Origin of the sequence: Lacisediminihabitans sp. H27-G8, from assembly GCF_046156175.1 — a bacterium.
Lineage (GTDB): Bacteria > Actinomycetota > Actinomycetes > Actinomycetales > Microbacteriaceae > Lacisediminihabitans.
This window is the reverse complement of record NZ_JAYLVL010000002.1, coordinates 876,839-903,324: the sequence shown is the minus strand read 5'-3', so window position 1 is coordinate 903,324 and position 26,486 is coordinate 876,839. Positions and strand designations below refer to the sequence as shown.

31 protein-coding genes are annotated in these 26,486 nt (G+C 67.1%); 12 read left to right on the top strand and 19 right to left on the bottom strand.

The annotated features are described in order from the left end of the window. Positions 1-14: 14 nt before the first annotated feature. From ccsB to VLI63_RS09160, 5 genes are read right to left on the bottom strand one after another with little or no spacing between them, the layout of a single operon-like run. Entirely contained in the window at positions 15-983 is a 969-nt protein-coding gene (gene ccsB / locus VLI63_RS09180) for a c-type cytochrome biogenesis protein CcsB (protein ID WP_409156552.1), read from the bottom strand. Continuing rightward, a complete protein-coding gene (locus tag VLI63_RS09175; protein WP_409156551.1) occupies positions 980-2,665 on the bottom strand; it encodes a cytochrome c biogenesis protein ResB in 1,686 nt (561 codons plus the stop codon). The genes ccsB and VLI63_RS09175 overlap by 4 nt, the downstream gene beginning before the upstream one ends. Further along, the gene (locus VLI63_RS09170) at positions 2,649-3,404 is read right to left on the bottom strand and encodes a cytochrome c biogenesis CcdA family protein (RefSeq protein WP_409156550.1); all 756 of its coding nucleotides are present in this window, start codon (positions 3,402-3,404) and stop codon (positions 2,649-2,651) included. Before VLI63_RS09170 ends, VLI63_RS09175 begins: the two co-directional genes overlap by 17 nt. After that, the gene (locus tag VLI63_RS09165) at positions 3,404-3,994 is read right to left on the bottom strand and encodes a TlpA disulfide reductase family protein (RefSeq protein WP_409156549.1); all 591 of its coding nucleotides are present in this window, start codon (positions 3,992-3,994) and stop codon (positions 3,404-3,406) included. Before VLI63_RS09165 ends, VLI63_RS09170 begins: the two co-directional genes overlap by 1 nt. Next, positions 3,991-4,629 carry a histidine phosphatase family protein gene (locus VLI63_RS09160; RefSeq protein ID WP_409156548.1) on the bottom strand — a complete coding sequence of 213 codons (639 nt, stop codon included), beginning with the start codon at positions 4,627-4,629 and terminating at the stop codon, positions 3,991-3,993. Before VLI63_RS09160 ends, VLI63_RS09165 begins: the two co-directional genes overlap by 4 nt. Positions 4,630-4,808: 179 nt before the next feature. On the opposite strand from VLI63_RS09160, the gene VLI63_RS09155 reads away from it, so the two are divergent. Then, the gene (locus VLI63_RS09155; protein WP_409156547.1) at positions 4,809-5,033 is read left to right on the top strand and encodes a YegP family protein; all 225 of its coding nucleotides are present in this window, start codon (positions 4,809-4,811) and stop codon (positions 5,031-5,033) included. An 87-nt stretch (positions 5,034-5,120) separates the two neighbouring features. Beyond that, positions 5,121-5,681 (top strand): hypothetical protein, encoded by a 561-nt coding sequence (locus tag VLI63_RS09150; RefSeq protein ID WP_409156546.1) that lies wholly within the window; start codon positions 5,121-5,123, stop codon positions 5,679-5,681. Positions 5,682-5,692: 11 nt separating this feature from the next. Here the strand turns inward: VLI63_RS09150 and VLI63_RS09145 are convergent, their stop codons facing one another. Continuing rightward, positions 5,693-5,992 (bottom strand): Dabb family protein, encoded by a 300-nt coding sequence (locus tag VLI63_RS09145; protein ID WP_409156545.1) that lies wholly within the window; start codon positions 5,990-5,992, stop codon positions 5,693-5,695. A 3-nt stretch (positions 5,993-5,995) separates the two neighbouring features. Then, positions 5,996-6,262, bottom strand: coding sequence for a glutaredoxin family protein (locus VLI63_RS09140; RefSeq protein WP_409156544.1), 267 nt, complete (start codon positions 6,260-6,262; stop codon positions 5,996-5,998). Between the two features lie 72 nt (positions 6,263-6,334). Here VLI63_RS09140 and VLI63_RS09135 point away from each other — a divergent pair, with 72 nt between their 5' ends. Then, positions 6,335-7,114, top strand: a complete 780-nt coding sequence (locus VLI63_RS09135; protein ID WP_409156543.1) for an HAD family hydrolase — start codon at positions 6,335-6,337, stop codon at positions 7,112-7,114. Positions 7,115-7,166: 52 nt separating this feature from the next. Here VLI63_RS09135 and VLI63_RS09130 read toward each other — a convergent pair whose 3' ends face one another. From VLI63_RS09130 to VLI63_RS09120, 3 genes are all read right to left on the bottom strand, one after another. Continuing rightward, positions 7,167-7,265: a 30S ribosomal protein bS22 gene (locus VLI63_RS09130; RefSeq protein WP_003792170.1), complete on the bottom strand. Its 99-nt coding sequence runs from the start codon at positions 7,263-7,265 to the stop codon at positions 7,167-7,169. A 285-nt stretch (positions 7,266-7,550) separates the two neighbouring features. Beyond that, the gene (locus tag VLI63_RS09125) at positions 7,551-7,745 is read right to left on the bottom strand and encodes a helix-turn-helix domain-containing protein (RefSeq protein ID WP_185202256.1); all 195 of its coding nucleotides are present in this window, start codon (positions 7,743-7,745) and stop codon (positions 7,551-7,553) included. Positions 7,746-7,908: 163 nt separating this feature from the next. Next, positions 7,909-8,430: an ArsR/SmtB family transcription factor gene (locus VLI63_RS09120; RefSeq protein ID WP_409156542.1), complete on the bottom strand. Its 522-nt coding sequence runs from the start codon at positions 8,428-8,430 to the stop codon at positions 7,909-7,911. Between the two features lie 59 nt (positions 8,431-8,489). Between VLI63_RS09120 and VLI63_RS09115 the strand changes: the two genes are divergently transcribed. Further along, positions 8,490-9,914 carry a TrkH family potassium uptake protein gene (locus VLI63_RS09115; protein ID WP_409156541.1) on the top strand — a complete coding sequence of 475 codons (1,425 nt, stop codon included), beginning with the start codon at positions 8,490-8,492 and terminating at the stop codon, positions 9,912-9,914. Beyond that, entirely contained in the window at positions 9,907-10,578 is a 672-nt protein-coding gene (locus VLI63_RS09110) for a potassium channel family protein (RefSeq protein WP_409156540.1), read from the top strand. The genes VLI63_RS09115 and VLI63_RS09110 overlap by 8 nt, the downstream gene beginning before the upstream one ends. 56 nt (positions 10,579-10,634) lie before the next feature. On the opposite strand, the gene proC is transcribed toward VLI63_RS09110, so the two are convergent. Further along, positions 10,635-11,468 carry a pyrroline-5-carboxylate reductase gene (gene proC, locus VLI63_RS09105; RefSeq protein WP_409156539.1) on the bottom strand — a complete coding sequence of 278 codons (834 nt, stop codon included), beginning with the start codon at positions 11,466-11,468 and terminating at the stop codon, positions 10,635-10,637. Between the two features lie 23 nt (positions 11,469-11,491). On the opposite strand from proC, the gene VLI63_RS09100 reads away from it, so the two are divergent. After that, positions 11,492-12,454, top strand: coding sequence for a cation diffusion facilitator family transporter (locus tag VLI63_RS09100; RefSeq protein ID WP_409156538.1), 963 nt, complete (start codon positions 11,492-11,494; stop codon positions 12,452-12,454). Positions 12,455-12,456: 2 nt separating this feature from the next. Then, positions 12,457-13,143 carry a glutamine amidotransferase gene (locus tag VLI63_RS09095; RefSeq protein WP_409156537.1) on the top strand — a complete coding sequence of 229 codons (687 nt, stop codon included), beginning with the start codon at positions 12,457-12,459 and terminating at the stop codon, positions 13,141-13,143. A gap of 24 nt (positions 13,144-13,167) precedes the next feature. Here VLI63_RS09095 and VLI63_RS09090 read toward each other — a convergent pair whose 3' ends face one another. Beyond that, the gene (locus VLI63_RS09090; protein WP_409156603.1) at positions 13,168-13,599 is read right to left on the bottom strand and encodes a nucleoside deaminase; all 432 of its coding nucleotides are present in this window, start codon (positions 13,597-13,599) and stop codon (positions 13,168-13,170) included. 64 nt (positions 13,600-13,663) lie between these two features. Here VLI63_RS09090 and upp point away from each other — a divergent pair, with 64 nt between their 5' ends. Further along, positions 13,664-14,296 (top strand): uracil phosphoribosyltransferase, encoded by a 633-nt coding sequence (upp, locus tag VLI63_RS09085; protein WP_409156536.1) that lies wholly within the window; start codon positions 13,664-13,666, stop codon positions 14,294-14,296. 302 nt (positions 14,297-14,598) lie between these two features. Then, positions 14,599-15,315, top strand: a complete 717-nt coding sequence (locus VLI63_RS09080) for a winged helix-turn-helix domain-containing protein (RefSeq protein WP_409156535.1) — start codon at positions 14,599-14,601, stop codon at positions 15,313-15,315. 4 nt (positions 15,316-15,319) lie between these two features. On the opposite strand, the gene VLI63_RS09075 is transcribed toward VLI63_RS09080, so the two are convergent. Next, positions 15,320-15,622 carry a hypothetical protein gene (locus tag VLI63_RS09075; protein WP_409156534.1) on the bottom strand — a complete coding sequence of 101 codons (303 nt, stop codon included), beginning with the start codon at positions 15,620-15,622 and terminating at the stop codon, positions 15,320-15,322. Between the two features lie 105 nt (positions 15,623-15,727). Between VLI63_RS09075 and VLI63_RS09070 the strand changes: the two genes are divergently transcribed. Both VLI63_RS09070 and VLI63_RS09065 read left to right on the top strand, forming a co-directional pair. Further along, positions 15,728-18,448, top strand: coding sequence for an alpha/beta fold hydrolase (locus tag VLI63_RS09070; protein ID WP_409156533.1), 2,721 nt, complete (start codon positions 15,728-15,730; stop codon positions 18,446-18,448). Beyond that, positions 18,448-19,320, top strand: coding sequence for an ABC transporter permease (locus tag VLI63_RS09065; protein WP_409156532.1), 873 nt, complete (start codon positions 18,448-18,450; stop codon positions 19,318-19,320). The genes VLI63_RS09070 and VLI63_RS09065 overlap by 1 nt, the downstream gene beginning before the upstream one ends. A 79-nt stretch (positions 19,321-19,399) precedes the next feature. Here VLI63_RS09065 and VLI63_RS09060 read toward each other — a convergent pair whose 3' ends face one another. After that, on the bottom strand, positions 19,400-20,029 hold the full coding sequence (locus tag VLI63_RS09060) for an MBL fold metallo-hydrolase (RefSeq protein WP_409156531.1): 630 nt from the start codon (positions 20,027-20,029) through the stop codon (positions 19,400-19,402). After that, on the bottom strand, positions 20,029-21,123 hold the full coding sequence (locus VLI63_RS09055; protein WP_409156530.1) for an S-(hydroxymethyl)mycothiol dehydrogenase: 1,095 nt from the start codon (positions 21,121-21,123) through the stop codon (positions 20,029-20,031). Before VLI63_RS09055 ends, VLI63_RS09060 begins: the two co-directional genes overlap by 1 nt. Positions 21,124-21,510: 387 nt before the next feature. Here VLI63_RS09055 and VLI63_RS09050 point away from each other — a divergent pair, with 387 nt between their 5' ends. After that, positions 21,511-21,948 (top strand): MarR family winged helix-turn-helix transcriptional regulator, encoded by a 438-nt coding sequence (locus VLI63_RS09050; RefSeq protein WP_409156529.1) that lies wholly within the window; start codon positions 21,511-21,513, stop codon positions 21,946-21,948. On the opposite strand, the gene VLI63_RS09045 is transcribed toward VLI63_RS09050, so the two are convergent. The 4 genes from VLI63_RS09045 to VLI63_RS09030 form a co-directional block, all read right to left on the bottom strand. Then, positions 21,945-22,832, bottom strand: a complete 888-nt coding sequence (locus VLI63_RS09045; RefSeq protein WP_409156528.1) for a GntR family transcriptional regulator — start codon at positions 22,830-22,832, stop codon at positions 21,945-21,947. The genes VLI63_RS09050 and VLI63_RS09045 overlap by 4 nt on opposite strands. 11 nt (positions 22,833-22,843) lie before the next feature. Then, on the bottom strand, positions 22,844-23,881 hold the full coding sequence (gene pdxA, locus VLI63_RS09040) for a 4-hydroxythreonine-4-phosphate dehydrogenase PdxA (protein WP_409156527.1): 1,038 nt from the start codon (positions 23,879-23,881) through the stop codon (positions 22,844-22,846). After that, positions 23,878-25,155, bottom strand: a complete 1,278-nt coding sequence (locus tag VLI63_RS09035) for a four-carbon acid sugar kinase family protein (protein ID WP_409156526.1) — start codon at positions 25,153-25,155, stop codon at positions 23,878-23,880. The genes pdxA and VLI63_RS09035 overlap by 4 nt, the downstream gene beginning before the upstream one ends. Positions 25,156-25,505: 350 nt before the next feature. Beyond that, positions 25,506-26,429, bottom strand: coding sequence for a hypothetical protein (locus tag VLI63_RS09030; RefSeq protein WP_409156525.1), 924 nt, complete (start codon positions 26,427-26,429; stop codon positions 25,506-25,508). Between the last annotated feature and the right edge of the window lie 57 nt (positions 26,430-26,486).

Here is a 26,486-nt window from a genome sequence, read left to right as displayed (position 1 = left end):
CGGCCCGCCCGTGGTTACAAGCCGCTGTAGGCGTGCAGGCCCTTGAAGAACAGGTTCACGATGGTGAAGTTGAACATCACCGCGGCGAAGCCGACGATCGCGAGGTAAGCGGATCGGGAGCCGCGCCAGCCGCGGGTCGCCCGGGCGTGAATGTAGCCGGCGAAGATGGTCCAGATGATGAAGGTCCAGACCTCCTTCGTGTCCCAGCCCCAGTAGCGTCCCCAGGCGTGCTCGGCCCAGATCGCGCCGGCCATGAGGGTGAAGGTCCAGAAGACGAAGCCGACCACGATCACGCGGTAGGCGAGGGTCTCGAGCTTCTCGGCATCCGGCATCGTGTCGAGGAACTTGAGACCGGAGAACTGCTTCGCCTCGCGCCGGGTCTGGATCAGCTGCACCAGCGAGAGGCCGGCGCCGATGGCGAAGAACGCGGTGCCGAGGGTCGCGACGAAGACGTGGATCACGAGCCAGTACGACTGAAGCGCCGGCGGAAGCGGAACGACGTTCACGTAGAAACCGACGGTGCCGAAGCCGAGCACGATGAGGGAGAAGCCGGTGATGTACGCCCCGAGGAAGCGCAGGTTCTGCCACGCCTGCACGGCGATGAACACACCGACGATGATGGCGGATGCCGTGAGGCTGAACTCGAACATGTTGGCCCAGGGCACCCGGTGGGCGGCCACACCGCGCAGCACGGTCCCGACGACGTGCAGGACCCACGCCAGGATGGTCAGGGCGAAAGCGGCGCGCTCGAAGCGGTTCGACCGACGAACGGGAGCCGTCGCGACCGGGGCGCGATCCAGAACCGCCGTGCCTCCCACGCGCGACATCTGGCCCACGCGCACCGATGACGCGACGACGGCCACCGGGGACTCGGCGGAACGCTTCGCCAGGTCGAGAGTGAAGGCGATGAAGGCGAAGAGGTACACGCCCATTGCGGAGTAGACCGCGGTGAGGGAGTACGACGCGAGGGCAGCAGAGGTCACGGATCCAGCCTAAGCCCGAGTTGCTGGGAGTGACGCTGGGCGATGGCTGTGACCGCGGCCTCCAGCGTCGGGTCCTCACCGCGCGCAAGGCCGGCGTATTCGATCCTCATGCGGCCACCCGAGAGCTCGATCACCTTGATCCAGAGGCGACGACGCGGGATGAACAGCGAGGTCAGCAGGCCGGCGAGCACGCAGATGGCGAAGAACAGCACCCAGCCCTGGGTGGGGTCGCGGTGCACGTCGAACGAGACGAAGCGCTGCACACTCTTCGACAGGTCGGCCTTGTCTGCGACGGGCGCCTTGTTCTCGAAGGTGATGGATCCGAGGCCGCCCGGGATCTGCGCGGTCTCCCCCGGCTTCAGCCGAAGAGCCGAGGTGCCATCGGCGGTTCCCGGTCCCGCGAGCGGGGTCATCTTGTCCGTGTCGAGCACGAACACCGACTTGGGAACGCCCTTGTTGATGCCCAGGTCGCCCTTGAAGACGACGAGGGAGAGCACGGGGTTGCGCAGGTCGGGATAGACCGAGCCCAGTACCCCATCCGTGCTCTCGGCGGCCGTCGGGTAGAAGAACGCCCGCATGCCGAGCTGCGAGGCGAGTCCGTCCGGCACCTTGATGATGCCGAGCGAGGTGAGGTTGGCGTCTTGCGCGAGGAACGGCACGGGCTCCGAATAGACGACCTTGCCCGCCGGATTCTTCACGGTGACCCAGGGGGCGTAACCGTTGCCCAGCAGGTAGATGTCGTTGCCGCCGAGGCGCAGCGGGTCGTTCACCTTGACCACGGCCTTCGTGGCCTTGCCCGTGGAGTCGAAGGTCGTGACATCCGCGGTGTAGTCGATCGGCTGGCCGAGGGCGTTGTCGTTCTTCTCCTCGTACTTCACGGCGAACTTGTCGAGGCGCAGCCGGTAGGGCTGCAGGTCACTGTCCGAGAAGAAGCGCCCCTTGGTGAAGGAGTCGAAGGTGAGGCGCACGTTGGCGAAGGCCTGCCCGACCACCAGCACCTTCTGGCCGGTGTAGCCGACACCGCCGCCGACTCCCACGGCGAGGAGGATGCCGATGAGGGAGATGTGGAAGACCAGGTTGCCGGTCTCCCGCAGGTAACCGCGCTCGGCTGAGGCGGAGAACTCGGGGCCATCGGGTCCGCGACCGTCGAACAGCTTGACGCGATACCCCGCCTTGCGCAGCACGGCGCGGCCGGAATCGACGGCGGAGGCCGCCGTGAGTGTGGGGCCGGTGGCATCCGGTTCGATCTCGAATGCGCTGAAGGCGCCGAGGCGCTCGAGTCGTGCGGGGGTCTTCGGCGGCGGAGAGGCGAGGGCCTTGGCGTGGTGGATCGTGCGCGGGATGACGCATCCGATCAGCGAGATGAACAACAGAAGGTAGATCGCCGAGAACCACGCCGAGGTGTAGACGTCGAAGAGCTGCAGTTTGTCGAGCACCGGCGCTGCCGAGGGGTTGTTCGTGAAGTACTGCGTCACCCCGTTGGGGTCGGAGCTGCGCTGGGGGAAGACGGATCCGGGCACCGCGGCGATTGCCAGCAGCAACAGCAGGAAGAGCGCGGTGCGCATGCTGGTGAGCTGCCGCCAGAAGAAGCGGACATACCCGATCGGGCCGAGCTTCGGCTGGGTTATGCCGTCGCGAGGTGCGGGTGCGGGGGAATCGATGTGATCAGAGGGGCGACTCATAGTTTCCAACGATCACCCCCTGCAGCTGGTTGACGATGAGCTGCCAGAGACCGGAGACCATGAGCAGTCCGATCAGGATGAGCAGCGATCCGCCGACGATGTTGATCACGCGGATGTGGCGCTTGAGCCAGGCCACCGAGCCGGTGACCCAGTTGAGGCCGAGTGCCACGAGCAGGAAGGGGATGCCGAGACCGAGACAGTAGACGACGCCGAGGAGCACCCCGCGCCAGGCGTTGCCGCTGCCCATGCTGAACGAGAGGACCGCTGCCAGGGTCGGCCCGATGCACGGCACCCAGCCGAGGCCGAAGACGATACCGAGCAGGGGCGCGCCGGCAAGGCCGGTGGTGGTGCGCCACCGGGGCTTGAACTCGCGCTGGAGGAAGGTGAACTGCCCCACGAAGACGAGCCCCATCAGGATGAGGACCACGCCGGCGATGCGGGTGATGAGTCCGAGCCAGGGGATCAGCAGAGCGCCGGCGGCAGCCGCAAGCAGGTTCAGGGTGATGAACACGACGCTGAATCCGAGCACGAAGAGCGCCACGCCGAGCAGAAGACGTCCGCGCTGCCGGGCGCCCTGTACGTTCTTCTCCGCGCTGCCGGCGAATCCCCCGATGTAGGCGAGGTAGCCCGGCAGAAGCGGAAGCACGCACGGAGAAGCGAAGGCGACGAGACCGGCCAGCAGCGCGATGGGCAGCGCCAATCCGAGGTTGCCCTCCAGGATCAGATTCCTGATGTCCACTACTTGCTCTCGGCCAGCGTGTCGGAAATGAGGGTATTCAGGATGGACTGGGACTCGAGCTGGCCGACGATGCGGGCGGCGATGCGGCCCTTGGCATCCAGCACGAAGGTGGTGGGGGTGGCGGTGGGGGCGACGGCTCCGGCAAACGCGATCCTCGCGGCGCCGCTGTCGACATCCATCACCGAGGGATAGGTGATCTTGTAGGTCTTCTCGAAGGAGAGGGCGCCAGGTGACTGGTCGAAGATGTTGACGCCGACGAACTTGACCCCGTCGGACTGGTACTTCTCGTAGAGCCCCTGCAGGAAGGGCGCCTCTGCTCGACAGGGCGCGCAGTTCGCGTACCAGAAGTTGACGACGGTCACCGGGGCGCGGTCGTCGGAGACGGTGAGCGTCTTGCCGTCGACGGTGGTTCCGGTGAAGTCGATCGGTGTCGTGCGTTTGGCGGCAGGGATCTGCACGGGCAGACCGGAGTCATCCGTGTAGTTGGCGCCGCCGTTGCCGTAGTCCTTGGCGAGCGAGTCGGAACTGCAGCCGCTGAGAGCGAGGGCTCCGACCACGAGTGCCGCGGCCACCGTGAGGCGCGCTCTCACACCGCACCCGTGTCGATCGATCCGGCCAACAGCTCTGCCGCGGGGTCCTGATAACCGACCTCGACGAAGGAGTCGCCGTCTTTGCGCAGGGTCGTGATGCTCGACAGATGACAGCGTCGTTCGCGCGGGTCGTGGAACGGTCGCTTTCGGGCGACGAATCGCTGCACCATCACGATGGGCATCTGATGGCTCACCATCACGACCTCGCCGCCGTCCGCCCTATCCCAGGCGTCGCCGATCGCGGACATCATCCGATCGATGACGCTCACATAGGGCTCACCCCAGCTCGGCTTCCAGGGGTTGATTACCCATCGCCACATGCTGGGCTTGGTGAGCACCGCCGGGCCGAACTCGAACTTCTTTCCCTCGAACCGGTTGGTCGGCTCGATCAGTCGCTCATCGGTCACGATGTCGAGGCCGAACCTCACTCCCCAGGGCGCCGCGGATTCCTGCGCGCGCTGCAACGGGCTGGCATACAGCGCCGTGATCGGATGACCGGCGAGTTGACCCGCTGCGGCCGTCGCCATCCGCTGCCCGAGCTCCGAAAGGTGGTAGCCCGGCAGCCGCCCATAAAGGATGCCCTCCGGGTTATAGACCTCTCCGTGCCGGACGAGGTGGATCAGGGATGCAGCCACTCGCCCAGTCTACGTTTTGCGCTGCTGCGGGATTCCCGTGAACGATGCCGGACAGCGCGTCCGTTCCGCCACAATCCGGTCCACCGCCTCACAACGGTCGGGTCGGCTCGACGAGTCGCGCTGTGCCGAGAATTCGGCTCTGGACCGAATTCGACCCCGTCCCTAGAGTTGGTCCTGACATGGGCAAGGTCGCCCGTCCCGACGAGAAAGCAGGCATCCTGATGGCTGGAAAGTTCGAGCTCTACACCGACAAGGGCGGCGAATACCGTTTCCGCCTCAAGGCCGGCAACGGTGAGGTCATCGCGCTGTCCTCGGAGGGCTACTCCTCCAAGGCTGGCGCGAAGAACGGCATCGAGTCGATCAAGAAGAACGCGGCAGACGCCCCGGTCGTCGAGATCGAGTAGCGCCCGCCCCCGATTCATGATGGATGCCCGCGGCTAAGGCCGTGGGCATCCGTGCTGTACGGGGGCGTGCCTGCTACCGTGACCTGCATGAACAACGACGCCCCCGACCCCCGCCAGGCCGCCATCGAGGCGGGCCGCGACCTGCAGACGATCCTCGAGACCCACATCGCCCTCCTTGCCTCCGGCACGGATCAGGACGACGCCGCGGTCGAGGTCGACCGCGAGCTGTGGGAGGCGGTGGGTGCCTATGGCGAGGCGCTCGACGATCTCTACGACGATGAGGACGAAGAAGCGGACGAAGAAGCGGAGGAGCTCACCTTCACCGTGCGCACCCGCTACGACTACACCGTCATCGACGAGAAGGCGTTCCTCGCGGCGGGCACGGGAGTGGGGGCGGCGGTCTCCACGCTGCTCGAACGGGCCGGCGGCAAACCGGTGAGCGCGCTCGAGGTGGCCTCGCTCGAGACCGGCAGCGGCATCCTCACGGTGCATCTCAACAACGAGCTGCTGGTGTCCGCGGACTTCCAGGCCGCCGACGAAGAAACCGACCTGCTGCTCGTGGCTCCCAACGAAGACCTGGTGTACGTGCTCGACGAGCCCGTCTACGACTCTCGCGCCGAAGCGGAAGCCGCCGCCAAGAACCGCTAGACCCTGCGTTCTCAGACCAGGAAGTCGACCGAAGCCTGCGCGGTGACCTGGGAGCGGATGAAGGCTCCGACCTTCTGATGCTCCGGGTGCACCTGGTAGGCCTCGAGGCCGACCTCGTCGTCGAAGTCCACGATGAGAGCGAGATCCCAGTGGTTGGGGCCGGTCACCACCGTCGGCCCCGCGCTCAGCGCGCGGATCGACGGCACGACGCCCACGAGCGATTCGAGGCCCGCGACGATCGAGGCGATCTTCTGCTGGCCTTCCGGGCTCGCGGCATCCGCGACCTTCCAGGACACGACGTGTTTGAGCATCTTCTAGACCTCCAATAGGGCGGCGCGCAACCGCTCGGGATCCACGCGCCAGATGTTGTGCACGCGCCCGTTGATCAGCACGACCGGGATCTCGTCCGCATAGCGATCGAGCAGGGCCTCGTCATCGAAGATCGACAACTCCTCCATGGTGATGACAGGAGCGGAGGCGTCAGACCGCAGTTGGTCGATGACGGTGCCGATCGTCTCGCGGGCGGCGTCGCACATGTGACACCCCGGCTTGCCGATGAGGGTGATGGCTGCCGTGGACACGAAACAACAGTATCGGCGTTGCGCGGGGCCGTGCGGCGAATGGCCCAGAACTCCCGCGTAGCATGGTGCGACATGCCAGCCTCACAGCCCGACTCGGCGTCCGCGCGCCCGATCGTCGCGTTCTTCGACGTCGACAACACCCTGCTTCACGGCGCCAGCGCGTACCACGTGAGCCGTGCCGCCTGGAAGCGCGGTCATGTCGGAGTGCGCGACCTGCTCAGTTTCGGATGGCACCAGCTGCGATTCGTGACGGTCGGGGAGAACGTCAAGCACTTCGCCAGCGCGCAGGAACGTGCCCTGGGACTCGCGAAGGGGCTTCCCGCCGACGAACTCACCACGCTCGCCGATGATGTGTACGAGCGCGAGATCGAGTCGCGGCTCTGGCCGGAGACGGTCGAACTCGCGCGCGAGCACCTGCGTAAGGGACACGAGGTCTGGCTGATCACGGCCGCGCCCGTGGACATCGCTGCGGTGATCGCCCGTCGGCTCGGCCTCACCGGCGCCCTCGGAACGATGCTGCGGGCCCAGGACGGCAAACTCACCGGCGAATTCGACGGTCCCGTGCTGCACGGCGCCCGCAAGGCGATCGCGGCCGAGGAGCTTGCGACCTCTCTCGGAGCGGATCTCGCGGACTGCTGGGCCTATTCGGATTCCCGCAACGACATCCCCCTGCTCGAGCTGGTGGGCAACCGCATAGTAGTGAACCCGGATGCCGCGCTCGCCGCGCACGCGCGAACGCACGACTGGCCGATCATGCGGCTCGACCCCGCGAGCATCCGGGCGGCGGTGCGACGGGTTCGTCGCGAGGGCCGTGCCGTGCGCACGGAAAACACAAAGCGCCAAGCCGGATAGGCCTGGCGCTCGGTAGTCGGGCCGCGCACGGGGCGCGACCCCTCACACGACGCTACTTCTTGTTGCGACGCTGGTGACGAGTCTTGCGAAGCAGCTTGCGGTGCTTCTTCTTCGCCATGCGCTTGCGACGCTTCTTGATTACGGAACCCATAAAGACCTCAACTGTTGTTCGGAAGACGACCGGATTCGATCAGAACCACGGAAAAATTGCCTCGGGCTATCTTAGCCGTCCGGCTGTCGACGTGCTAACCGGGGGGCGTCGCGGCGGGGCATCCGGTACCCGGCACGAGCATCGCGGCGCGGAAAACACCTCGCGGTGGGAGTCGTAACTCCCGCCGGGACGCAGCGGGACCGCCGCGAACCGGCGTATCCCCCGCCACGGGACGGCGACACCACGTGCGCGACCTCGTGCCTGCCGACGGCGGGAGGGGCCGGGCTAACCGACGTCGGAGATCGGCGTGTCGATGGCCGCGACTACCGCGGACTCCGGCACCCGGAAGGACCGGCCGAAGCGGATCGCGGGCAACTCGCCGGCGTGAACGAGACGGTAGACCGTCATCTTCGATACCCGCATCATGTCGGCGACTTCCGCCACCGTGAGAAAGCGCACCTCGGAGAGATCGCGTGCCATGTCGGGTGCCCCTTGTCAGGTTCCAGCGATATTGGGAACAGACACACTCGATCGCCTGTGGTACTGGAGTGCTAATCGGTAACTGTAGGGGCTAATGTGACTCGCTGGCAACAGCCCAGTTCGGGCGAGACGCGCTGCGCGGCCGAACGGACCAACGATCGCCCTAGCGACCGAGCTTCTTCTTGATCGGTTCGATCACCCGGCGCTCCAGATCGTGCTGGGCATCCTGCAGCCGGATGCTCGCCTCGGCGGCCCGGCGGCCGATCGCAGTGCCCGCATCCGTGGGATGCTGCAGCGTCTCAGCCGCACGCCGGAACGGCTCGGGCACCTGAACGCCCGACCACGCCGCGAACACCGTCGAGCCCTCGTCGATGCCTCCATCGAAGTCCGCACTCAAAAAGGGGATGAGCCAATCCTCGAGGTCTTCAAGCGGGCTCGTGTCGAGACTGTAATAGCGGTGCTGACCCTCTTCCCGCACGGTCACCAGGTCGTGATCCCGCAACACCTTCAGATGCTTCGACACGGTCGGCTGGCTCAGCCCGAGCTTCTCGACGATCTCACCGACGCTGATCTCACCCGCGCTCGCTCGACCGTGCGCGGTGTCGGATGCCGTGTACCGGTCGAGCAGCACCCGCAGGAGGTCGCGTCGGGTCGCATCGGCAACCACGTCAAAGATGTCAGCCATTCCGACAGGCTACCGGGCACGACACGGGGGTACCATGACAACCTGTCGCGAGGGGACTGATGGCCACCAGACCGTTCGTGCGCGCCGGGATCCTCGGTCGGGCACGGGATTCGTTCACAGATCTCGCCTCGGCATCACCGGCCCGGTTCGCCGTCGGCGTGTTCATCGCCCTGATCGTCGTCTTCACCGCACTGCTCTCGGTGCCGGCCGCGACGGCCGCGCCATCCGGAACCAGCTTCGCCGACGCCCTCTTCACCGCGGTCTCGGTGGTCTGCGTCACCGGGCTCACGACCGTGGATATGGCGACGAACTGGAGCGCCTTCGGCAATGGCGTCATCCTCGTCGGTGTGGAGATCGGCGGGGTCGGGGCACTGACCCTCGCGTCGATCCTCGGGCTCGTCATCTCGCGCAAGCTCGGCCTGAGGGCGAAATTGATGGTCGCGAGCGACAGCAACCCGCTGCGGATCCAGCGCGGCCCGATCGCGGAGGGCCAGGCGGTGAGGCTCGGGGAGATCGGCGGCCTGCTCGCCACAGTCGCCATCAGCACTCTCGTCATCGAGGCGGTGATCGCCGTTGCGCTGCTCCCTCGAATCCTTCTCGGCGGAGTCGACCTTCCCGACGCGATCTGGCAGTCCATCTACTTCGCGGCGATGGCCTTCACCAATACCGGCTTCGTGCCCATCACCACGGGGCTCGCCCCGTATGCCCACGATCTCTGGTTTCTCGGGGTGCTCATGCTCGGGGTGCTGCTCGGCAGCATCGGCTTTCCGGTGATCTACGTGCTCTCCCGCACCCTTCGTAAGCCCCGGCGCTGGTCCCTCCACACCAAACTGACGCTCGTCACGAGCGGAATCCTCCTCGTGATCGGCGCCCTCGCCTATTTCGGACTCGAGTTCGCCAATCCGCACACCTTCGGCGGCCTCGACGGAAGCCAGCGGGTGCTCCAGTCGTTCTTCCTGTCGGTGATGACCCGTTCGGGCGGCTTCGCGACCATCGACGTCAGCCAGCTCAACGGATCGAGCCTGCTCGTCACCGACATGCTCATGTTCATCGGCGGAGGCTCGGCCTCCACCGCAGGCGGCATCAAGGTGACGACCCTCGCGGTGCTGTTCCTCGCCGCCGTCGCGGAAGCCCGCGGCAACAGCGAGGTCGAGGCCTTCGAGCGCCGCATCCCCACCGATGTCGTGCGGATCGCCGTCAGCGTGGTGATCTGGGGGGCGACCACGGTGGCCGTGTCGACGATCGTCGTTCTCCAGCTCACCGGCGAACGGCTCGACTTCGTGCTCTTCGATGTGATCTCGGCGTTCGCGACCTGCGGGCTCTCCGCCGGCCTCACCGAGAACCTTCCGGACTCCGCGAAGTACGTGCTAGCGACCACGATGTTCCTCGGACGCGTTGGTACAGTGACACTCGCCGCCGCCCTGGCGGCGAGTACCCGGCGACAGCTGTTCCACCGAGCGGAAGAGAGGCCCATCGTTGGTTGATTCCATTCCGGCCAATGCCGCCGTACTCGTGATCGGACTCGGGCGGTTCGGCACGGCCGCGGCCGGTGAGCTGATCCGACTCGACCGCGATGTGCTCGTGATCGACACCGATCCGCAGCTCGTGCAGACCTGGTCGGAGGTCGTGACGCACGCCGTGCAGGCGGATGCCCGCAACATCGACGCCCTGCGGCAGATCGGCGCGCAGGACTTCTCCATCGCGGTGGTCGCGGTGGGGTCGTCCATCGAAGCCAGCGTGCTGATCACCGCGAACCTCGTGGATCTCGGTGTGCCCCAGATCTGGGCGAAGGCGATCAGCAAGTCCCACGGCACAATCCTGGAACGCATCGGCGCGAATCACGTGATCTTCCCCGAACTCGAGGCGGGCGAGCGAGCCGCCCACCTCGTCTCCGGACGGATGCTCGACTTCATCGAGTTCGATGACGACTTCGTGATGGTGAAAATGCACCCCCCGAAGCCGATTCGCGGCGTGCCGCTGTCCGAGTCGGGGGTGCGCCGCAAGTTCCGGATCACCGTCGTCGGGGTGAAGACGCCCGGCCAGGAATTCACCCACGCCACGGCAGAGACGGTGGTCTCCGACCGGGACCTGATCATCGTGAGCGGCAACTCCGCGGACATCGAGAGATTCGCGAACCTGGAGAAGTAGCGGCGCTGGTCGAGTGGCGAGCGCCGGCGACCCCTCGATACGCGCGGCGGACCGCGCTACTCGACCGGCGGGGCCGCTAGCTCGTGCGCGCGGGCGAGCGCCGCGGCGGTAGCGCGGTCGAACACCGACGACAGGTCGGCCTTCTCCAGCTCCCAGATCGCTCGCTCCGTCGTGCCCTTTGGACTGGTGACCCGGCGACGCAGCTCCGAGGGGTCCTCGCCGGAGGCCTCGAGGAGCTCCGCCGCGCCGAGGAAGGTGCCGTTCACCATCGTCGCGGCCTCCTGCCAGGTGAATCCGAGCGCCACGGCAGTCTTGGTGAGCTGCTCGATCAGGTAGAAGACGTAGGCCGGGCCGGATCCCGAGATCGTGCTGAGCGCGTCGATCTTCGACTCGGGGATCTCGAGCACCTGCCCGACCGTGTCGAACAGCGTGAGCGCGAGCGCGACATCCTCCGGCGTCGCCCGCGAACCGGCGCTGACGCCGGTTACTCCCCTGCCGACGAGCGCGGGCGTGTTGGGCATCGCCCGCAGCACCACCTGCGACACCAGAGCCTCCATGGTGGCCGTCGTCACTCCCGCAGCCACGCTCACGACGATGGCGTCCTCGGCGAGCGCGGGGGCGATCTCGCGAAGCAGGTCGGGCACCATCGCGGGTTTGACCCCGACGAGCACGATGCGGGCTCCGGTCACCGCTGTCACATTCGCGGCCGGATCGGTTTCGAGGGCGTAGGAGGTGACGACCTCCGACCGCAGGCCAGCGGCCTTGGCCTCCGTGCGATTGGTGACGCGGATGCCGCCCTCGACGGTGATCGACGGGGCGAGCAGTCCGCTGAGGATCGCTCCCCCCATCGAACCGGCTCCGAGAATGGCGATGGTCGGAAGGGTGCTCATCACCTCATCCTAGGATTGACCGCATGAGCACCGAAGGCAGCAAACGCGCGATCATCGCGGCGATGTCCGCGAACCTCGGCATCGCCGTGGCCAAGTTCATCGCGTGGGGGGTTTCCGGATCCAGCTCGATGCTCGGCGAGGGCGTACATTCCCTCGCCGACACCGGCAACCAGCTGCTGCTTCTGCGCGGTGGCTCCGTCGCGAAGAAGGAGGCGGATGCCGAGCATCCCTTCGGCTTCGGACGGGAGCGCTACGTCTACGCCTTCGTGGTCTCGATCATCCTGTTCAGCGTCGGCGGGGTCTTCTCGCTGTACGAGGGAATCAACAAGATCCAGCATCCGCATCCCCTCGAGAACGCGTGGATCCCCATCGCTGTGCTGCTCATCGCCATGGTGCTCGAGGGCTTCTCGCTTCGCACCGCCGTGCGGGAGTCCAACCACATTCGAGGTACGGACAGCTGGTTCGCGTTCATCCGCCACGCCAAGGCACCGGAACTGCCGGTCGTGCTCCTCGAGGATGTCGCCGCCCTCACCGGCCTGTTGTTCGCTTTCGTCGGCGTGGTGCTGACGATCATCACCGGTGACGGGGTGTGGGATGCCATCGGCACCATCTTCATCGGGGTGCTGCTCGTGCTCGTGGCCATCGTGCTCGGCATCGAGACCAAGAGCCTGCTGGTGGGCGAGGGCGCATCTGCCGACGACACCGTGCGGATCCGTGATGCGATCAACGCCGACTCGGACGTCGAGTCCCTCATCCACATGAAGACCCTCTATCTCGGACCGGATGAGCTTCTGGTCGCGGCGAAGGTCGCGTTCCCCACCAAGATGAAGCTGGCCGAGGTCGCCGCCGCGATCAACAACCTCGAGGCGCGCGTGCGCGCGGAGGTTCCCATCGCCCGGGTGATCTACATCGAGCCAGATGTCTACGTGGCGCCCGGCGAGGGCAATCCCTCGACTGAGGCCATCATCATTCGAGCGGCGGACTGATCATGCCTGTCGCCCTGGTACTTCGGCACGCCGAGATCGCCCACCTGGGCAATCTCGAGGCGGTATTGCGCGATCACGGCTACGAGATCCGCTATGTGGATGTCGCCGTGGAATCCCCGCACGACCAGCCGGATCCCGACCTCGTCGTGGTGCTCGGTGGTGACATGGGCGCCTACGAGAAGGAGGCGCATCCCTATCTCATCGATGAGCTCGACTTCCTGCGCGAACGCCTCGCTCAGGAACGCCCCACCCTCGGCATCTGCCTTGGCGCGCAGCTGATCGCCGAGGCGCTCGGCGAGACCGTGCGCAAGGGCAAGACCGTGGAGATCGGTTTTCGCGAGGTGACGCCGACCGAAGCGGGTCTCGACTCGCCCCTGAAACACGTGTCCGGCGTGCCGATGATGCAGTGGCACGGCGATACCTTCGGGTTGCCGAGTGGAGCGGTGCGGCTGGCGAGCTCGAGCGCCTATACCAATGAGGCTTTCGCTCTCGGGGATTACGTGCTCGCCGTGCAGTTCCACCCGGAGCTCACCGCCGACATGCACGAGCGGTGGGTCCTGGACGGCGCCTCCGAACTCGCCTCCCTCGAGATCGAAGCGGACGACCTGCGGCGGGATGCCCTCGCCAAGGCTCCCGCGATGCAGGCCGCGTCCGTCGCGATGTTCAGCGAGTGGCTCGGGGCGCTCTAACGCCCTCTGGGTGGCGGGGCGCTCTCAGCGCTTGCTCTCGAAGAAGTCGAGCAGCAGCTCGGCGCACTCCGCCTCTTCGACACCCGCGTAGACCTCCACGCGGTGCGGCATCCGCCGGTCGCGCAGCAGGTCGTAGACCGAACCGGCCGCACCGGCCTTGGGGTCCCAGGCGCCGAAGACCACCACGGGAACCCTCGCGGCCAGAATCGCCCCGGCGCACATCGCGCAGGGCTCGAGGGTCACCACGAGGGTCGTGTCGGTGAGGTGCCAGTCGCCGGTGACTGCCGCGGCGGCCCGCAGCGCGAGGATCTCGGCGTGAGCGGTCGGGTCTTGGCGAAGCTCGCGCTCGTTTCGCCCCGCTCCGATGACGGCGCCGGATGCATCGAGCAAGAGCGCGGCCACGGGAACGTCAGCGTGCCCCAGGGCCAGCTTTGCGCTCGCGATGGCCTCGAGCATCCGCTGGGTGTAGAGCGGCGGTACGACTGTCAACACGCCCCCTCCTCTCGGCTAGATTGAGCCTATGCGAGTCCACGTAGCCGACCACCCGCTCATCACCCACAAGCTCACCGTGCTGCGGGACAAGAACACGCCGTCGCCGACATTCCGTGCCCTGGCGGAAGAGCTCATGACACTCCTGGCCTACGAGGCGACCCGCAATGTGCGAGTGGAGCCCGTCACCGTGCAGACGCCCGTGGCCAGCGCCACCGGCCTCGCCATCAGCCAGCCGCGTCCCCTCGTCGTTCCGATCCTCCGCGCCGGACTCGGCATGCTCGAAGGCATGGTCAAACTCATCCCCACGGCCGAAGTCGGCTTCCTCGGAATGGTGCGTGACGAAGAGACACTTCAACCCACCACCTACGCCGAGCGCCTGCCCGACGATCTCTCCAACCGTCAGTGCTTCGTGCTCGACCCGATGCTGGCCACCGGAGGTTCGCTCATCGCGGCCATCGACTTCCTTCTCGCCCGCGGTGCGGTGGATGTCACGGCCGTCTGCCTCATCGCGGCGCCGGAGGGCCTCGCCGCCGTCGAGGCGGCGATGGAAGGCCGCGAGGTGACCATCGTGCTCGGCGCCGTCGACGAGAGGCTCAACGAGGTGGGATACATCGTGCCGGGGCTCGGAGACGCAGGAGATCGCCTCTACGGGCTGGTCTAGGCGCAGATCCTGCGCGCTGGCTTGACTTTGTGCCAGCCGCTGCAAGATAGTTGTGGCATGACTGTTTCCACGCCTGCTCCGATCGCCCCCGCGGCATCCGGAACGCACAGCGTGGTCATGTGTTGTCGAATGTGTGCCTAACGGTCCACTCCTGAGTCGGATTCCGCTCGTGACGAGTCGAGAATCCCCGGGTGTCCGCCCCTCATAACGAGCGGCATCCCGCATCGCACCACCTGAAGTATCCCGAAGGATCACACCCTCATCATTAGAGGCCCTTCACCCCTCTCAAGGATTCTCGACACATGTCTCTAGCAACCATCGATCGCGTCCGCCCCTCCACCGCCCGTCGCCTCGCGCCGGTCGAGCCGGCACCCGAAAGCACTCCGCCCACCGAGGCGCCCGCGCACATCCGCGCCGTTCCCGGAGGCACCGAAGCACGCGGCTTCGTGCTGTACGTCGGCGTCGACGAGCTGAAGGCCGCCGCCGCCGGAACCGACCTCGGATCGATAGTCGAGGCGCTGCGTGCCCTCACCAAGCAACTGGTGCCCACGTCTGAGACCTATGCCGCGGTCGCCCTCGCGCCGCAGGGCGCCGGCGGGCGTGACGTCGAGGTCGTCCGGCTCGCGCTGCAAGACCCTTCGGCCCTGGCGAAGCACCGCCAGCAGCCCGAGGAGGAGAAGCCGCGCGGGGGGGTCGTGGTCGACCTGTCCCGCAAGCGTGTCGTTCTGGATGACGAGACCGCCGCCCTCACCTACAAGGAGTTCGAGCTGCTGCAGTACCTCGTTCTCCGCGAGGGACGCACGATCGATCGCGCCGAACTCATCTCGTCACTGTGGTCTGCGGGCGATGATGATGCCCCCAACGAGCGCACGATCGACGTCCACGTTCGCCGACTGCGCTCAAAGCTCGGATCGTACGAAGACATCGTGCGCACCGTGCGCGGTGTCGGCTACCGTTTCGATCGACACGCGGATGTGGCCATCCGCCACACCAGCACCCCGAGCCCGGATCTGTTCTAGAGGTTCAGAGAGCGGTAGTCGCCGCGTCCGGCTCGGTCTTCTTCGAGTGGCTCGCCAGGGCGTCGCGCTCGGCGAGCAGCGAATTGAGCGTGACATTCTCGAGCCCGGGACTCGTGACGTCGTTGAACGGGCTGTCCAGCCCCGTCTTGGCATACACCGCTGCCGCGTAGGCCGAGGCGGTGGACTGCAGTTTCGCCGCTGTCCGCTGTGACTTCTTGAGGGAGACACGGCTGCCGCCAACGGCCTCAGCGTGCTTGCGCAAGGCCTTGATCAGGTCCTTCAGCGATGCATCGATTTTCTTGGACATGGCCTCATTGTCGCGCATGAAGGTAAACAGACCGCAAGGTCAATTTCTAGCGTCATCACGTATGCTCAATTCCTCGTCGTCACCCGATGTCCGAAGGACGAATCCATGAGCCGATCCCACTCCCGCGGGTGGCGAACGGCGATCGGAGCGATGCTGCTTTTCATCCTCTCGATCGGTGGGGCCGTGCCGGTCGCAGCGGCCGCACAGCCGGAGGGTGCGTCGGAGAGCTTCAAGGTCGCCGTGCCGTCGGCACCGGGATCGACGGCGACTGTCGGCATCGACGTCGACCTGTACCTGCCCGCGACATCCCGGCCCGCCCCGGCGGTGCTCCTGGCTCACGGTTTCGGTGGGTCCAAACGCTCACTCACCAAGGACGCCGAGCGCCTGCGCCGCGAGGGCTATGTCGTGATGGCCTACTCCGCCCGGGGATTCGGCCGGTCCGGGGGCCGGATCTCGCTCGACGCCCTCGACTACGAGGTCTCGGATGCGAAGCGACTTGTCGACGTGCTCGCCAGCCGCCCACAGGTCGAGAAGCGCAACGGCGATCCGGTCGTCGGTGTGGTCGGCGCGTCTTACGGAGGCGCGCTCGCCCTCATGCTCGGTGCCACGGATCCCCGCATCGACACGGTGGTCGCGGCCATCACCTGGAACGACCTCGCACAGGCTCTCGTTCCGCAGGCGGACAGCGCGACGCCCGGGGTGTTCAAACAGGCGTGGGCCACCCAGCTCTTCGGTGCCGCCGCATCGCCCTTCGAGGGAGCCTGTGGACGGTTCACCGCCGAGCTCTGCACTCTGTACACCAAGCTCGTGGGTGGCGGGCAGCTCGATGCCGCCGATCGCACGCTGCTCGAGGCATCCTCCCCCGCCTCGGTTCTCTCCGGGATGACCGCGCCCACCCTGCTGCTGCAGGGAAGACAGGACACGCTCTTCGGCTTCGACCAGGCGGACGCGAACGCGCGCCAGATCGCAGCGGCGGGGGCAGAGGTCCAGGTCTCCTGGTTCGCGGGAGGGCACGACGGGGGGCAGATCGCCGGCACGACGGCCGCCGTCGACAGATGGCTCTCTGCCCACCTGCGGGGCAGGTCATCCCCCCGCTCCGGTTCGGAGCCCTTCTCGTTCACCGTGCCCGCCTCGGCCCGCGGGTTCGCCGAGACCCGCGTCGCCGCACGCTACCCGGGGCTCGACGGCACCGGCACGAAGACGCTGCCGCTGAAGGGTCGGTTCGGCATCGTCATCAATCCGCCCGGAGGCCTGCCCGCGACGATCTCGTCGCTCCCCGGCATCGGCTCGGTCGACTCGGTCATCGGCGGCATCGGCAGCGGGATCGCCGGCACGGCGGTGCAGCCGGCGCAACAGGCGACATTCGCAACCGGGGCCGTCAGCGCGCCCTTCGTCCTCGCCGGCTCTCCCACCGTGACCGTGGATGTGCGGTTGCCCCGCTTCCGGGACCGCGCTCCCTCGCCCGCCACCGCCCCGGTCGAGGTGCTGCTCTTCGCCCAACTGAGGGTCTCGTCGGGGGGCTCCGACGTGGCCGTCGGCGGAGGGGTCGCACCGATCCGCGTTTCCCTCCCGGCGGACGGTTCGGCGACCCGGGTGCAGGTGCGCCTTCCCGCGACGACCTGGCAGTTCGAGAAGGGCGACACGATCGCCCTCTCGCTGCGCACGACGGATGCGGGCTACCAGGGCTCCCCCACCGCCGCCTCCTTTGTGGTGAACACCGAGGGCACGCTCTCTCTGCCGACCGTCGTCGCGACCGCCCCGGCCGTCGGCGGTGGAGCTCCGTCGGCGGCTGCCCTCATCGGCATCCCGATCGTGGTGCTGCTGGGGCTGATCCTCGCCGTGATCGCGGCTCTCGCCGATCGGCGTCGCGATCGGGTCGCGCCCGCACCCGCGCCAGCGGGGGTGCGACCGGATGACGCGCCGCCGCTCGTCATCCGCGGACTCACCAAGGACTATCGCGCCGGATTCCGCGCGGTCGACGACCTCACGTTCACCGTCGAGCGCGGCCAGGTGCTTGGGCTGCTCGGGCCGAACGGTGCGGGCAAGACGACCGCTCTTCGCATGGTCACTGGACTGCTGCGGCCGGATGCCGGCGAGATAGAGATCTTCGGCGAGAGGGTGTCGCCGGGCTCCCGCGTGCTCACCAGGGTCGGCTGTTTCATCGAGGGACCCGGCTTTCTCTCCCACCTCTCCGGCCGCCGCAATCTCCAGCTGTTCTGGGCGGCATCGGGGCGCCCCCGCTCCGAGTCTCGTCTCGATGAGGCACTCGCGATCGCGGACCTCGGCACCGCGGTCAATCGTCGCGTCGGCGGCTACAGCCAGGGCATGAAACAGCGGCTCGCCATCGCGCAGGCGATGCTCGGGATGCCCGAACTCCTCATCCTCGACGAGCCGACCAACGGACTCGACCCGCCCCAGATCTTCGCCCTGCGCGGCGTGCTCCGTCGCTACGCGGAGACCGGCCGCACGGTGATCGTGTCGTCGCACCTTCTCGGCGAGGTCGAACAGACCTGCTCCGACGTCGTGGTGATGGCGCGCGGGCGCCTCATCGCGGCCGGGCCCGTCGCCGAGCTGGCGGGCGACAACAACGAGCTCACCCTCGAGGTGACGGATGTCGACAGCGCCGTAACCGCGCTGCTCGGGCTCGACGGGGTGGAAGCCTCGATCCTCACCGAGGGGACCCTCCGCGTATTTCCCTCGCAGCACAGCGCCGAGTCTGTCGTCGCCGCGATCGCCGCTGCCGGTGTCGGCATCCGCTCCGTCACGCGCGGCCGGCACCTCGAGGAGACGTTCCTCGCGATGGTCGGCTCGGAAGGGATCGTCTGATGGCCACGACCGCACCCTGGACTCCCGGACCGATTCGTGAGAGCGCCGTGACAGTGCGACGCACGCTGCCGATCCGGGTCGAGTTCGCCCGGCAGATCAGCCAGTGGCGCGTACGGGTGGTGCTCATCATCTTCGGCGTGCTGCCAGTCGTCGTGCGGCTCGCCTTCCTCATCGGCGGGGCGGGCGGGCCTGCGGCCGGGCGGACGGATCTCGCGGCGTTCGCGCAGGCCAGTGGCACGACCTTCACGGCCTTCATCCTCGTGATCACCGCGGGTTTCCTGCTGACGCTCGTCGTGGCGCTGCTGTTCGGCGACATGATCGCGGGCGAGGCATCCCGGTCGACTCTGAAGTACCTCCTGACCATCCCGGTCGGCCGAACCCGCCTGCTGTTCGTCAAGGTGCTGGTGGCATCGACGGTGCTCGTGGTCGGCATCCTGATCCTCACCGGGATGTCGCTGCTGGTCGGCACGATCTCCTACGGCAGCGGGGGCATCCAGATTCCGGTCGGACCTCAGCTGGGCATGGGGGAGTCGCTTCTGCGAATCCTCGCCGCCGTGGCGGTCATCTGCCTCCACCTGTCGTGGGCTGCCGCGCTCGGCACGATGTTCACGGTGCTGGCGGAGGCGCCGCTCGCGGCGGCGGGTGGGGTGGTGATCACGTCGATCCTGTCGAGCATCCTCGAACGGATCCCTGATCTCGGCATCGTGCGCAACTATCTGCCGACCTGGAACACCGACGCCTTCCGCGAGTTCTTCGCGGCGCGCATCGACTACGGACCGGTCGTCGACTCGGTGCTCTCCGCGCTCATCTACGCGCTCATCTTCACCGCGGTCGCGGTCTGGTGGTTCCGGCGCAAGAACATCTCAAGCTGAGCGCGGGGGGCTTCACGGGCGGCACCCCCAGTTCTGCACCAGGTGCGGGAGCGTTCCGTCCGGTGGCCCGGCGACGAGCTCAGTGGCCGCGCGCGATCCACTCCTCGAGCTGGGGGGCCTCCGCGCCGATCGTGGTCGATTCACCGTGCCCGGTGAGCACAACCGTGTCGGCCGGCAGGGTGAGCAACTTCGTGGTGATCGACTCGACGATCGTCCCGAAGTCGCTGTAGGAGCGGCCGGTCGCCCCCGGCCCGCCATTGAAGAGGGTGTCACCGGTGAAGACGGTGCCGAGGTGCGGGGCGAAGAAGCAGACCGCGCCGGGCGAGTGCCCCGGGGTCTGCAAGACCCGGAGTTCGACGCCGGCGATCGTGACGACCTGGCCGTCGACCAGGCCCCCGCTGGGAGCGGTGTCGGGGTACACGGCATCCCAGAGCATCCGGTCACCGTCGTTGAGCAGAACCGGGGCGCCGGTGGCGGACCGCAGCGCAGCCACTGCGTCGATGTGGTCGTCATGGGCGTGGGTGAGCAGAATGGCCCTCAGTGTGCGGTGACCGACGGCCGCGAGGATCGCGTCGGCGTCATGAGCGGCGTCGATGACGATGCATTCCGTGTCGTCTCCGACGATCCAGACGTTGTTGTCGACCTCCCACGTGCCCCCATCGAGGCTGAAGGTGCCACTCGTGACCAGGTTCTCGATGTGAGCGGTCATCACAGCACCACCACGGAGCGCAGCACATCGCCGCTGGCCATGGTGGTGAAGGCCCGCTCGATGTCCCGGATGCCGATGCGCTCGGTCACGAATTCATCCAGCGGCAGGCGCCCCTGAAGGAAGAGGTCGGTGAGCATGGGGAAATCACGTTCGGGCAGGCAGTCGCCGTACCAGCTGGACTTGAGCGAGCCACCGCGACCGAACACGTCGAGCAGCGGGATCTCGAGCATCATGTCGGGGGTGGGCACGCCGACGAGCACGACGGTTCCGGCCAGATCGCGGGCGTAGAACGCCTGGCGCCACGTCTCGGGGCGCCCGACGGCGTCGATCACGACATCGGCGCCGAAGGTGTCGGTGAGCGCCTGCACGGCGGCGAGGACGCCGTGCTCGTCGAGACCGCTCGAGTCGATCACATGGGTGGCACCGAGTCTCTGCGCCGTGATGAGCTTCTTGGGGTCGCGGTCGATGGCGATGATGGTGCTCGCACCGGCCAACTGCGCACCGACGATCGCGGCGGTGCCGACACCGCCGCAGCCGATCACGGCTACCGAGTCCCCGCGTCCGACATTGCCGGTGTTCATGGCGGCGCCAAGGCCGGCCATGATGCCGCAGCCGAGCAAACCGACCGCGGCGGCATCGGCATCCGGGTTGACCTTCGTGCACTGCTTCGCATGCACGAGTGTCTTTTCGGCGAACGCGCCGATTCCCAGAGCCGGACTGAGCTCGGTGCCATCCTCGAGGGTCATCTTCTGGCTCGCGTTGAAGGTGTTGAAGCAATACCAGGGTTCCGCGCGCACGCAGGCGCGGCACTCGCCGCAGACCGCGCGCCAGTTGAGCACGACGAAATCGCCCACCTTGACGTTCGTGACACCCTCACCGATGGCGCTGACCCGGCCGGCGGCCTCGTGGCCGAGCAGGAAGGGGAAGTCATCGCTGATTCCTCCCTCGCGGTAGTGATAGTCGGTGTGGCAGACCCCGCAGGTCTCGATGTCGACGACGGCTTCGCCCGGCCCAGGATCCGGGACGATGATGCTGACGGGTTCGACGGGCGCACCCTGGGATCGGGCAATGACTCCGGTCACTGTTGTGGGCACGAGAGGACTCCTTCGGGGGCTGGGGGTGGTGCGGCGATCAATTTCACCCTACCCGCCGGGGGTTTCGAGTTCGTGGGGTGCCGAATGATGTCGGGGCCAGTTCGACGGCGGCCAGTCAGCGGAGCGACTTGGCAATCTCCCAGAAAAATAACGGTTCGATAACTAGCGCTTCGTTACCGTGCTGTTATACAGTTCAAGAGCAGAAGTTGTTTGCTGTGGCAGCTTCTGCGGAATGTGATTGCAGGACACTCTTGGTGCAAGGGAGAGGGTCGGTTTCTCGCCTCTGAAACCGACCCTCAATCCTGTTTAAGGCCCGATTCGCACCTCCGCCTCCCGGTCATGAGCACTCCCCTTCCGTAGAGTTGCACTCGGGTTGAGAGGAGGCCCGTGAGCGACAAGACGACGGCGGTCACCGCCTGGGAAGCGCTGTTCCGCGCCCAGGTGTCGGTGATGCGGTACCTGAACGCGGAGTTCCCCAGCGGGGAACTCTCGCTCAACGAGTACGACGTGTTGTTCAACCTGTCCCGCCAGCCCGGACAGCAGTTGCGCATGAAGGATCTCAACCGACACCTGCTTCTCACCCAGCCGAGCGTGAGCCGTCTCGTGGACCGGCTGACCGCACGCGGACTGCTGGCGAAGTCCCACGACCAGGACGACGCGCGCGGGGTGAACGTGGCCCTCACCCCGGCCGGTTTCGAACTCTTCCGGCGGGTGGCGCGAAGCCACATCGAATCCATCGCCGAGCGGGTGGGAGGCAGCCTCACCGTGACCGAGCTCGAGACGCTCACCGAGCTGTGCGACCGGCTGAGGCTCTCCGGTAACTAGTCGCCGGGGCGCATCCCGGGGGCGTGCGAACCCAGGTCCTCGGCGAGAACCTGGAGGTCGAGCGCAAGCGCGCGGGCGCGGTCGGCGACGCCCAGATTCGACGTCATGCCCGGATGGGACTGAGGAGAGCCGGTCATCGTCGAAGGCTCCGCGATATCGCCTTTCACCACATCGAGGTCGAACACGACCCTGTCCGCCCGATGCCAGGTGCGGAACATCTCGACCGGGAGGCCCGCCGCATCGAAGCTGGTGCCTTCAAGAAGCAGCAACGGCGACCCGACCGCCACCCGCAGGCTTTCAGCCTGGGACGGGGATGCTGCGACCGCGCGCACCTGCCGTCGGCCCGTCACGATGGAGATGCCGTGCTTGCGTCGCAGCAGTGAGTGCAGCGATGCGTTGGTGAGCTCCTCCGGGGATAGCGCAAGGGTAGAGGGCAACCAGGTGTGGATGAGGGCGATAGGTGAGCCGGCGGCCGAGCGTAGTCGATGGAGAGCGACGACCTCGCGGACTCCGAGCGTGGATTCCGCAAGAGCGTCCCGCTCAGGGGCGAGGGACAGCACCTCGGTGGTGACTTCGTCGAGTTGCGTCGAGAGCCCAGACATCCGCTGCACCAGGCGATGGTGCTCCCCGGGCGGAGCGACGACACTGCCGCGGCCGCGGCTTCGCAGCACCAGGCCGTCGCCGGTGAGGGCGAGTAGCGCTTGACGAACGACAGAGCGGGAGATCCCGAACTTCTCCGTGAGCTCAGCCTCGGTCGGCAGCATCGAGCCCGCGGGCAGCGATCCGTCGGTGATCCGAGATCGCAACACAGCACTTAGCTGCGCGTGCAGCGGTACTCTCCGAGTGGGGTCGACCGCGTCATCGGCGAGCTCGTCAAGCCACATGCACAAACTCCTTAGGCGGGAACGTCCATCTTCTGCGCGGTGCGCCAGACGTGGTCCCACCCGGGTGCCAGCTGAGCCGCTCGCTCCAACGACAGTACAAGACTGGCCTCCCGGGCGATTCCCTTGCCCGCGATGTCGAATGCTGTTCCGTGGTCGACCGATACGCGGACTACCGGCAGTCCAACGGTGATGTTGACCCCGTCATCCCCGTAGACGGCCTTGAATGGCGCGTGCCCCTGGTCGTGGTAGCAGACGACGACGAGCTTGTACTTGCCTCGGACGGCTGCGGGGATCAGCGCGTCTCCGGGCAGGGGGCCCACGACGTTGAGTCCGCGTTCACGAGCGGTCGCGACAGCGGGGGCCAGGATGTCGGCATCCTCATCACCGAAAAGCCGATTCTCACCGGCGTGTGGGTTTAAGCCTGCGAGGCCGATGAGCTCGTCCGGGGTTCCCATCGACTTGGCGAACGCGCCAGCGAGCTCGAGCACGTTGAGAGTCCGTTCGACCGTGATGTTCTCGATTGCGGTGCGCATCGACACGTGAGTGGTGAGGTGGAAGAAGTACAGCTCGCCGGCCGAGAGTACAAGCGAGAAGTTCTGCACGCCGAACTCGTGGGCTAGCAGTTCCGTGTGCCCGGGCCAATTGTGCCCGCCGGCGTGCATCGCCGCCTTGTTGAGGGGCGCTGTGACGATCCCGTCGACCTGTCCTTCGCGGGCGAGGCGGCAGGCCTCGACGACGAAGCGGTAGGAGCCGTCACCGGCGACCGGGCTGAGTTCGCCGAGCGGGACATCTGCGAGAGAGGGCCCGGTCTGGATGAGTTCGATCGTGCCCGGGAGGTTGAGCGCCTCGGAGACCGCTGGGATGACGATGACCTTCTCGGGGTCGCCGCCCACGTTGACGACGCCTCGACGCATGGCCGCTTCGTCGCCGATCACGACGGGGATGCACCGGGAGCGCAGGTCGTCGTGGCCGAGAAGGGTCTTCGCGGTGATCTCGGGGCCGATTCCGGCGACGTCACCGAGAGTGAGGGCGAGGCGGGGAATAGTCATGACGATGCTCCTTGCTTGGGTTGTTTGAGCAGTTCGGGAAGAAGATCTGTGAGAGCGGATGTCGAGCCGAAGCCGCCAGCCTTGGTCACGACAGTGAGGCCGTGCAGGCGCCCTCCGTCGATGACGGAGACGGGGGTTCCCTCCCCGATCGAGCGGGAGACGACCAGGGACTCGGCATCGAAACGGTCGAGCACCGCGCGCGCACCCTCGCCGCCCATCAGCACCAGCGATCCAACGCCGAAGCGGGTTACGACGGCGTCGGTGATCGCGGCGAGCGCCGCCGCGATGCGCACGGGAGCGAGTTCTGACTGGGCCGTCTGCGCGGAGGGGCTGAGAATGACGACGACCGCAGCGGACGATCCGTGCTTGACGTTCGCCCGAATCCACGCCGTCATCCCGTCGTCGCCGTCGGGGCTGAGTATTTCCTCGAGTCCCGGGGTGAGGGAGAGCACGCCGGTTGAGGTTTCGAGCAAGTGTGCGTGCTGGGCGCGGGAGACATCGTGCAGCGAGCTGATGACGACCACGGCCGGACCGGCGGAAACCCGCGAGGTTGACGCCGCCCCGCGGCCTGCCTCCACCGCCCCTCTTCTCCAGACCTTCGCCATCTGGGTCGCGAGGCCGGCCGAGCCGACCGGAACCGCCCGTGCTCCCAGCAACTCGACGGCCGCGGCGAGCAGTGCGAGGTCAGCATCGGTCGAAGCGTCGACGGTGACCACGCGCGCTTCGGCGGCAGCGATGAGGAGGGCGAGCTGCGAGGCTCCCCCCTGCGCGAGTTGGATGGCTACCGCGCCGGGGAGAAGGTCGGCGAGGGCACTCGTGGCCACGGGGGTCACCGGGTCGTGGCCGACGGAGGTCGTCTCGACTCCTGCGCCATCCACCAGGAGGAGACCGCCCTCCACTGTTCGCCCCATCCCCGGGTAGGCGGGGCAGACGACGGCGACGGAGTCTGGATGCCGATGTGTCCAGGCATCGAGGGCGCCACGCACCTGGCTGTCGACCGAGCCGCGCATGGTCGAGTCGATCTTGACGAAGAGACGGTCGATGCCCGCACCGATCAGGGCCATCACGGCATCCGTGGTGCAGGTTCGCGCCGCATCCGCTCGCATGGCACGGGAGTCCGTGACCACCGCGACCACCGATCCGGGTGTCGCCGTGATCGCAACTGGTTCGCCGAGTGTGAGCCGCGTTTGCCAGCCGAGGGAGGCGAACTGCACCGCGGAGTCGCCAGCGCCGGTGAGGTCGTCGGCAACGATTCCGGCAGAAAGCAAGGTCACGGCCTCATTCTGCGGCAGCGTCGCGACGGGAGGCACACGCATCAGGAGAATCCGTTTCCGCGACCAGGGGGAGGTGCGGCCTGAACTGCGATTCGGCTGCCATGGCGAATCTCCTCACGTCTTGACCTGCAATTTATACGTACACGATGTACTTACATTAGACAGACGGCAGTCGGGGAGTCAAACCTGGGGCGGAAGTGTGGACCCCTTGGCAGATGTCGAGCGAGCCCGTCATCGGCGGCCCCTCCCCGGCTTCAAGAAGCACGGAGAGAGTCTCTTCACGGCTCTCCGCCGTGACGCGAGCGGAACCATCAGCTGCGCCGGAGATTGTCCCGCCGGAGCGTGGAGACCTATTCGTGCGCGGGTCGGGCCTCCAGCTGACGCCGCTGTCGAGCCCTCGACCCGACGATGATGGCGATCGACCGCGGAGCCGCGAGCAGCGCCCGGATGACTCTCGCGGGATGCCGTCTCGTGATGCTCCAGAAGGGCCCTCCCCGGTGGCCGGGCGGAGACTCGAACAGGGCGACCGCGAAGATGATCGGGTCGCTCACCCGGTCCACGACGAGCCGCACCTGGCAGTAGATCTCGGAGGGAAGGGTGATCTCCCTGTGCGCCCGGCCGATCGCGGTGAGGAAGGGCCGAAGGGGCTCATGGCCCTGCACCGCGTCCACGAGCGCGACGACCTCGTCCTGCTCCTCCGGGGTGAGGCTGTTGCGGAACATCGAGACGAAGTAGTCGATGTGCGATACGGCACGACGATCGCGCGCGAGGGTGCCGAGCTGGTCGTGACCGGCAACGAGCATCGTGCTCACCCGGTCGAGTGATGGCACACCGATGCCTCCCATGGGAAGCTCGACTCTTCTCGTCCAGAGTTGCTCGAATGCCTCCGCCGGTGGCACATAGAAGCCCGGAAAGATGTCGTACACGTCTATCGGGCAGACCACCGCGGGATGGACCAGTCGCACGAAGACCGGAGGAAGAAAGCCCCTGGTGTAACCCGGGGAGCTTCGTGACCAGCCGACCCCCTCGAGAGCGAGGATGAGGTGGAGCTGGTGAATCGGCTCCACGATCACGGTCGCGGTCGGAGAAACGCGGGGGGAGACGAGGCCGAGCTGCGCGAAGATGGTGCCGCCGGCGGCGAGGGCCCGGATGCTGTGCTGCTCGCAGAGCTGCCAGACGAGCACCGCGACGCGCACCTTGTCTCGGCGGAGGCGCGCCTGATCCGACGCGCTCGTCGACGCGTCGGGTTCGCCCGGTGTCGGCATCGTCGTCATGACACCCCCTCCTGCACACCGTAGTGGAATACCGGCCGCCGGCCCGGTATCTCGTAC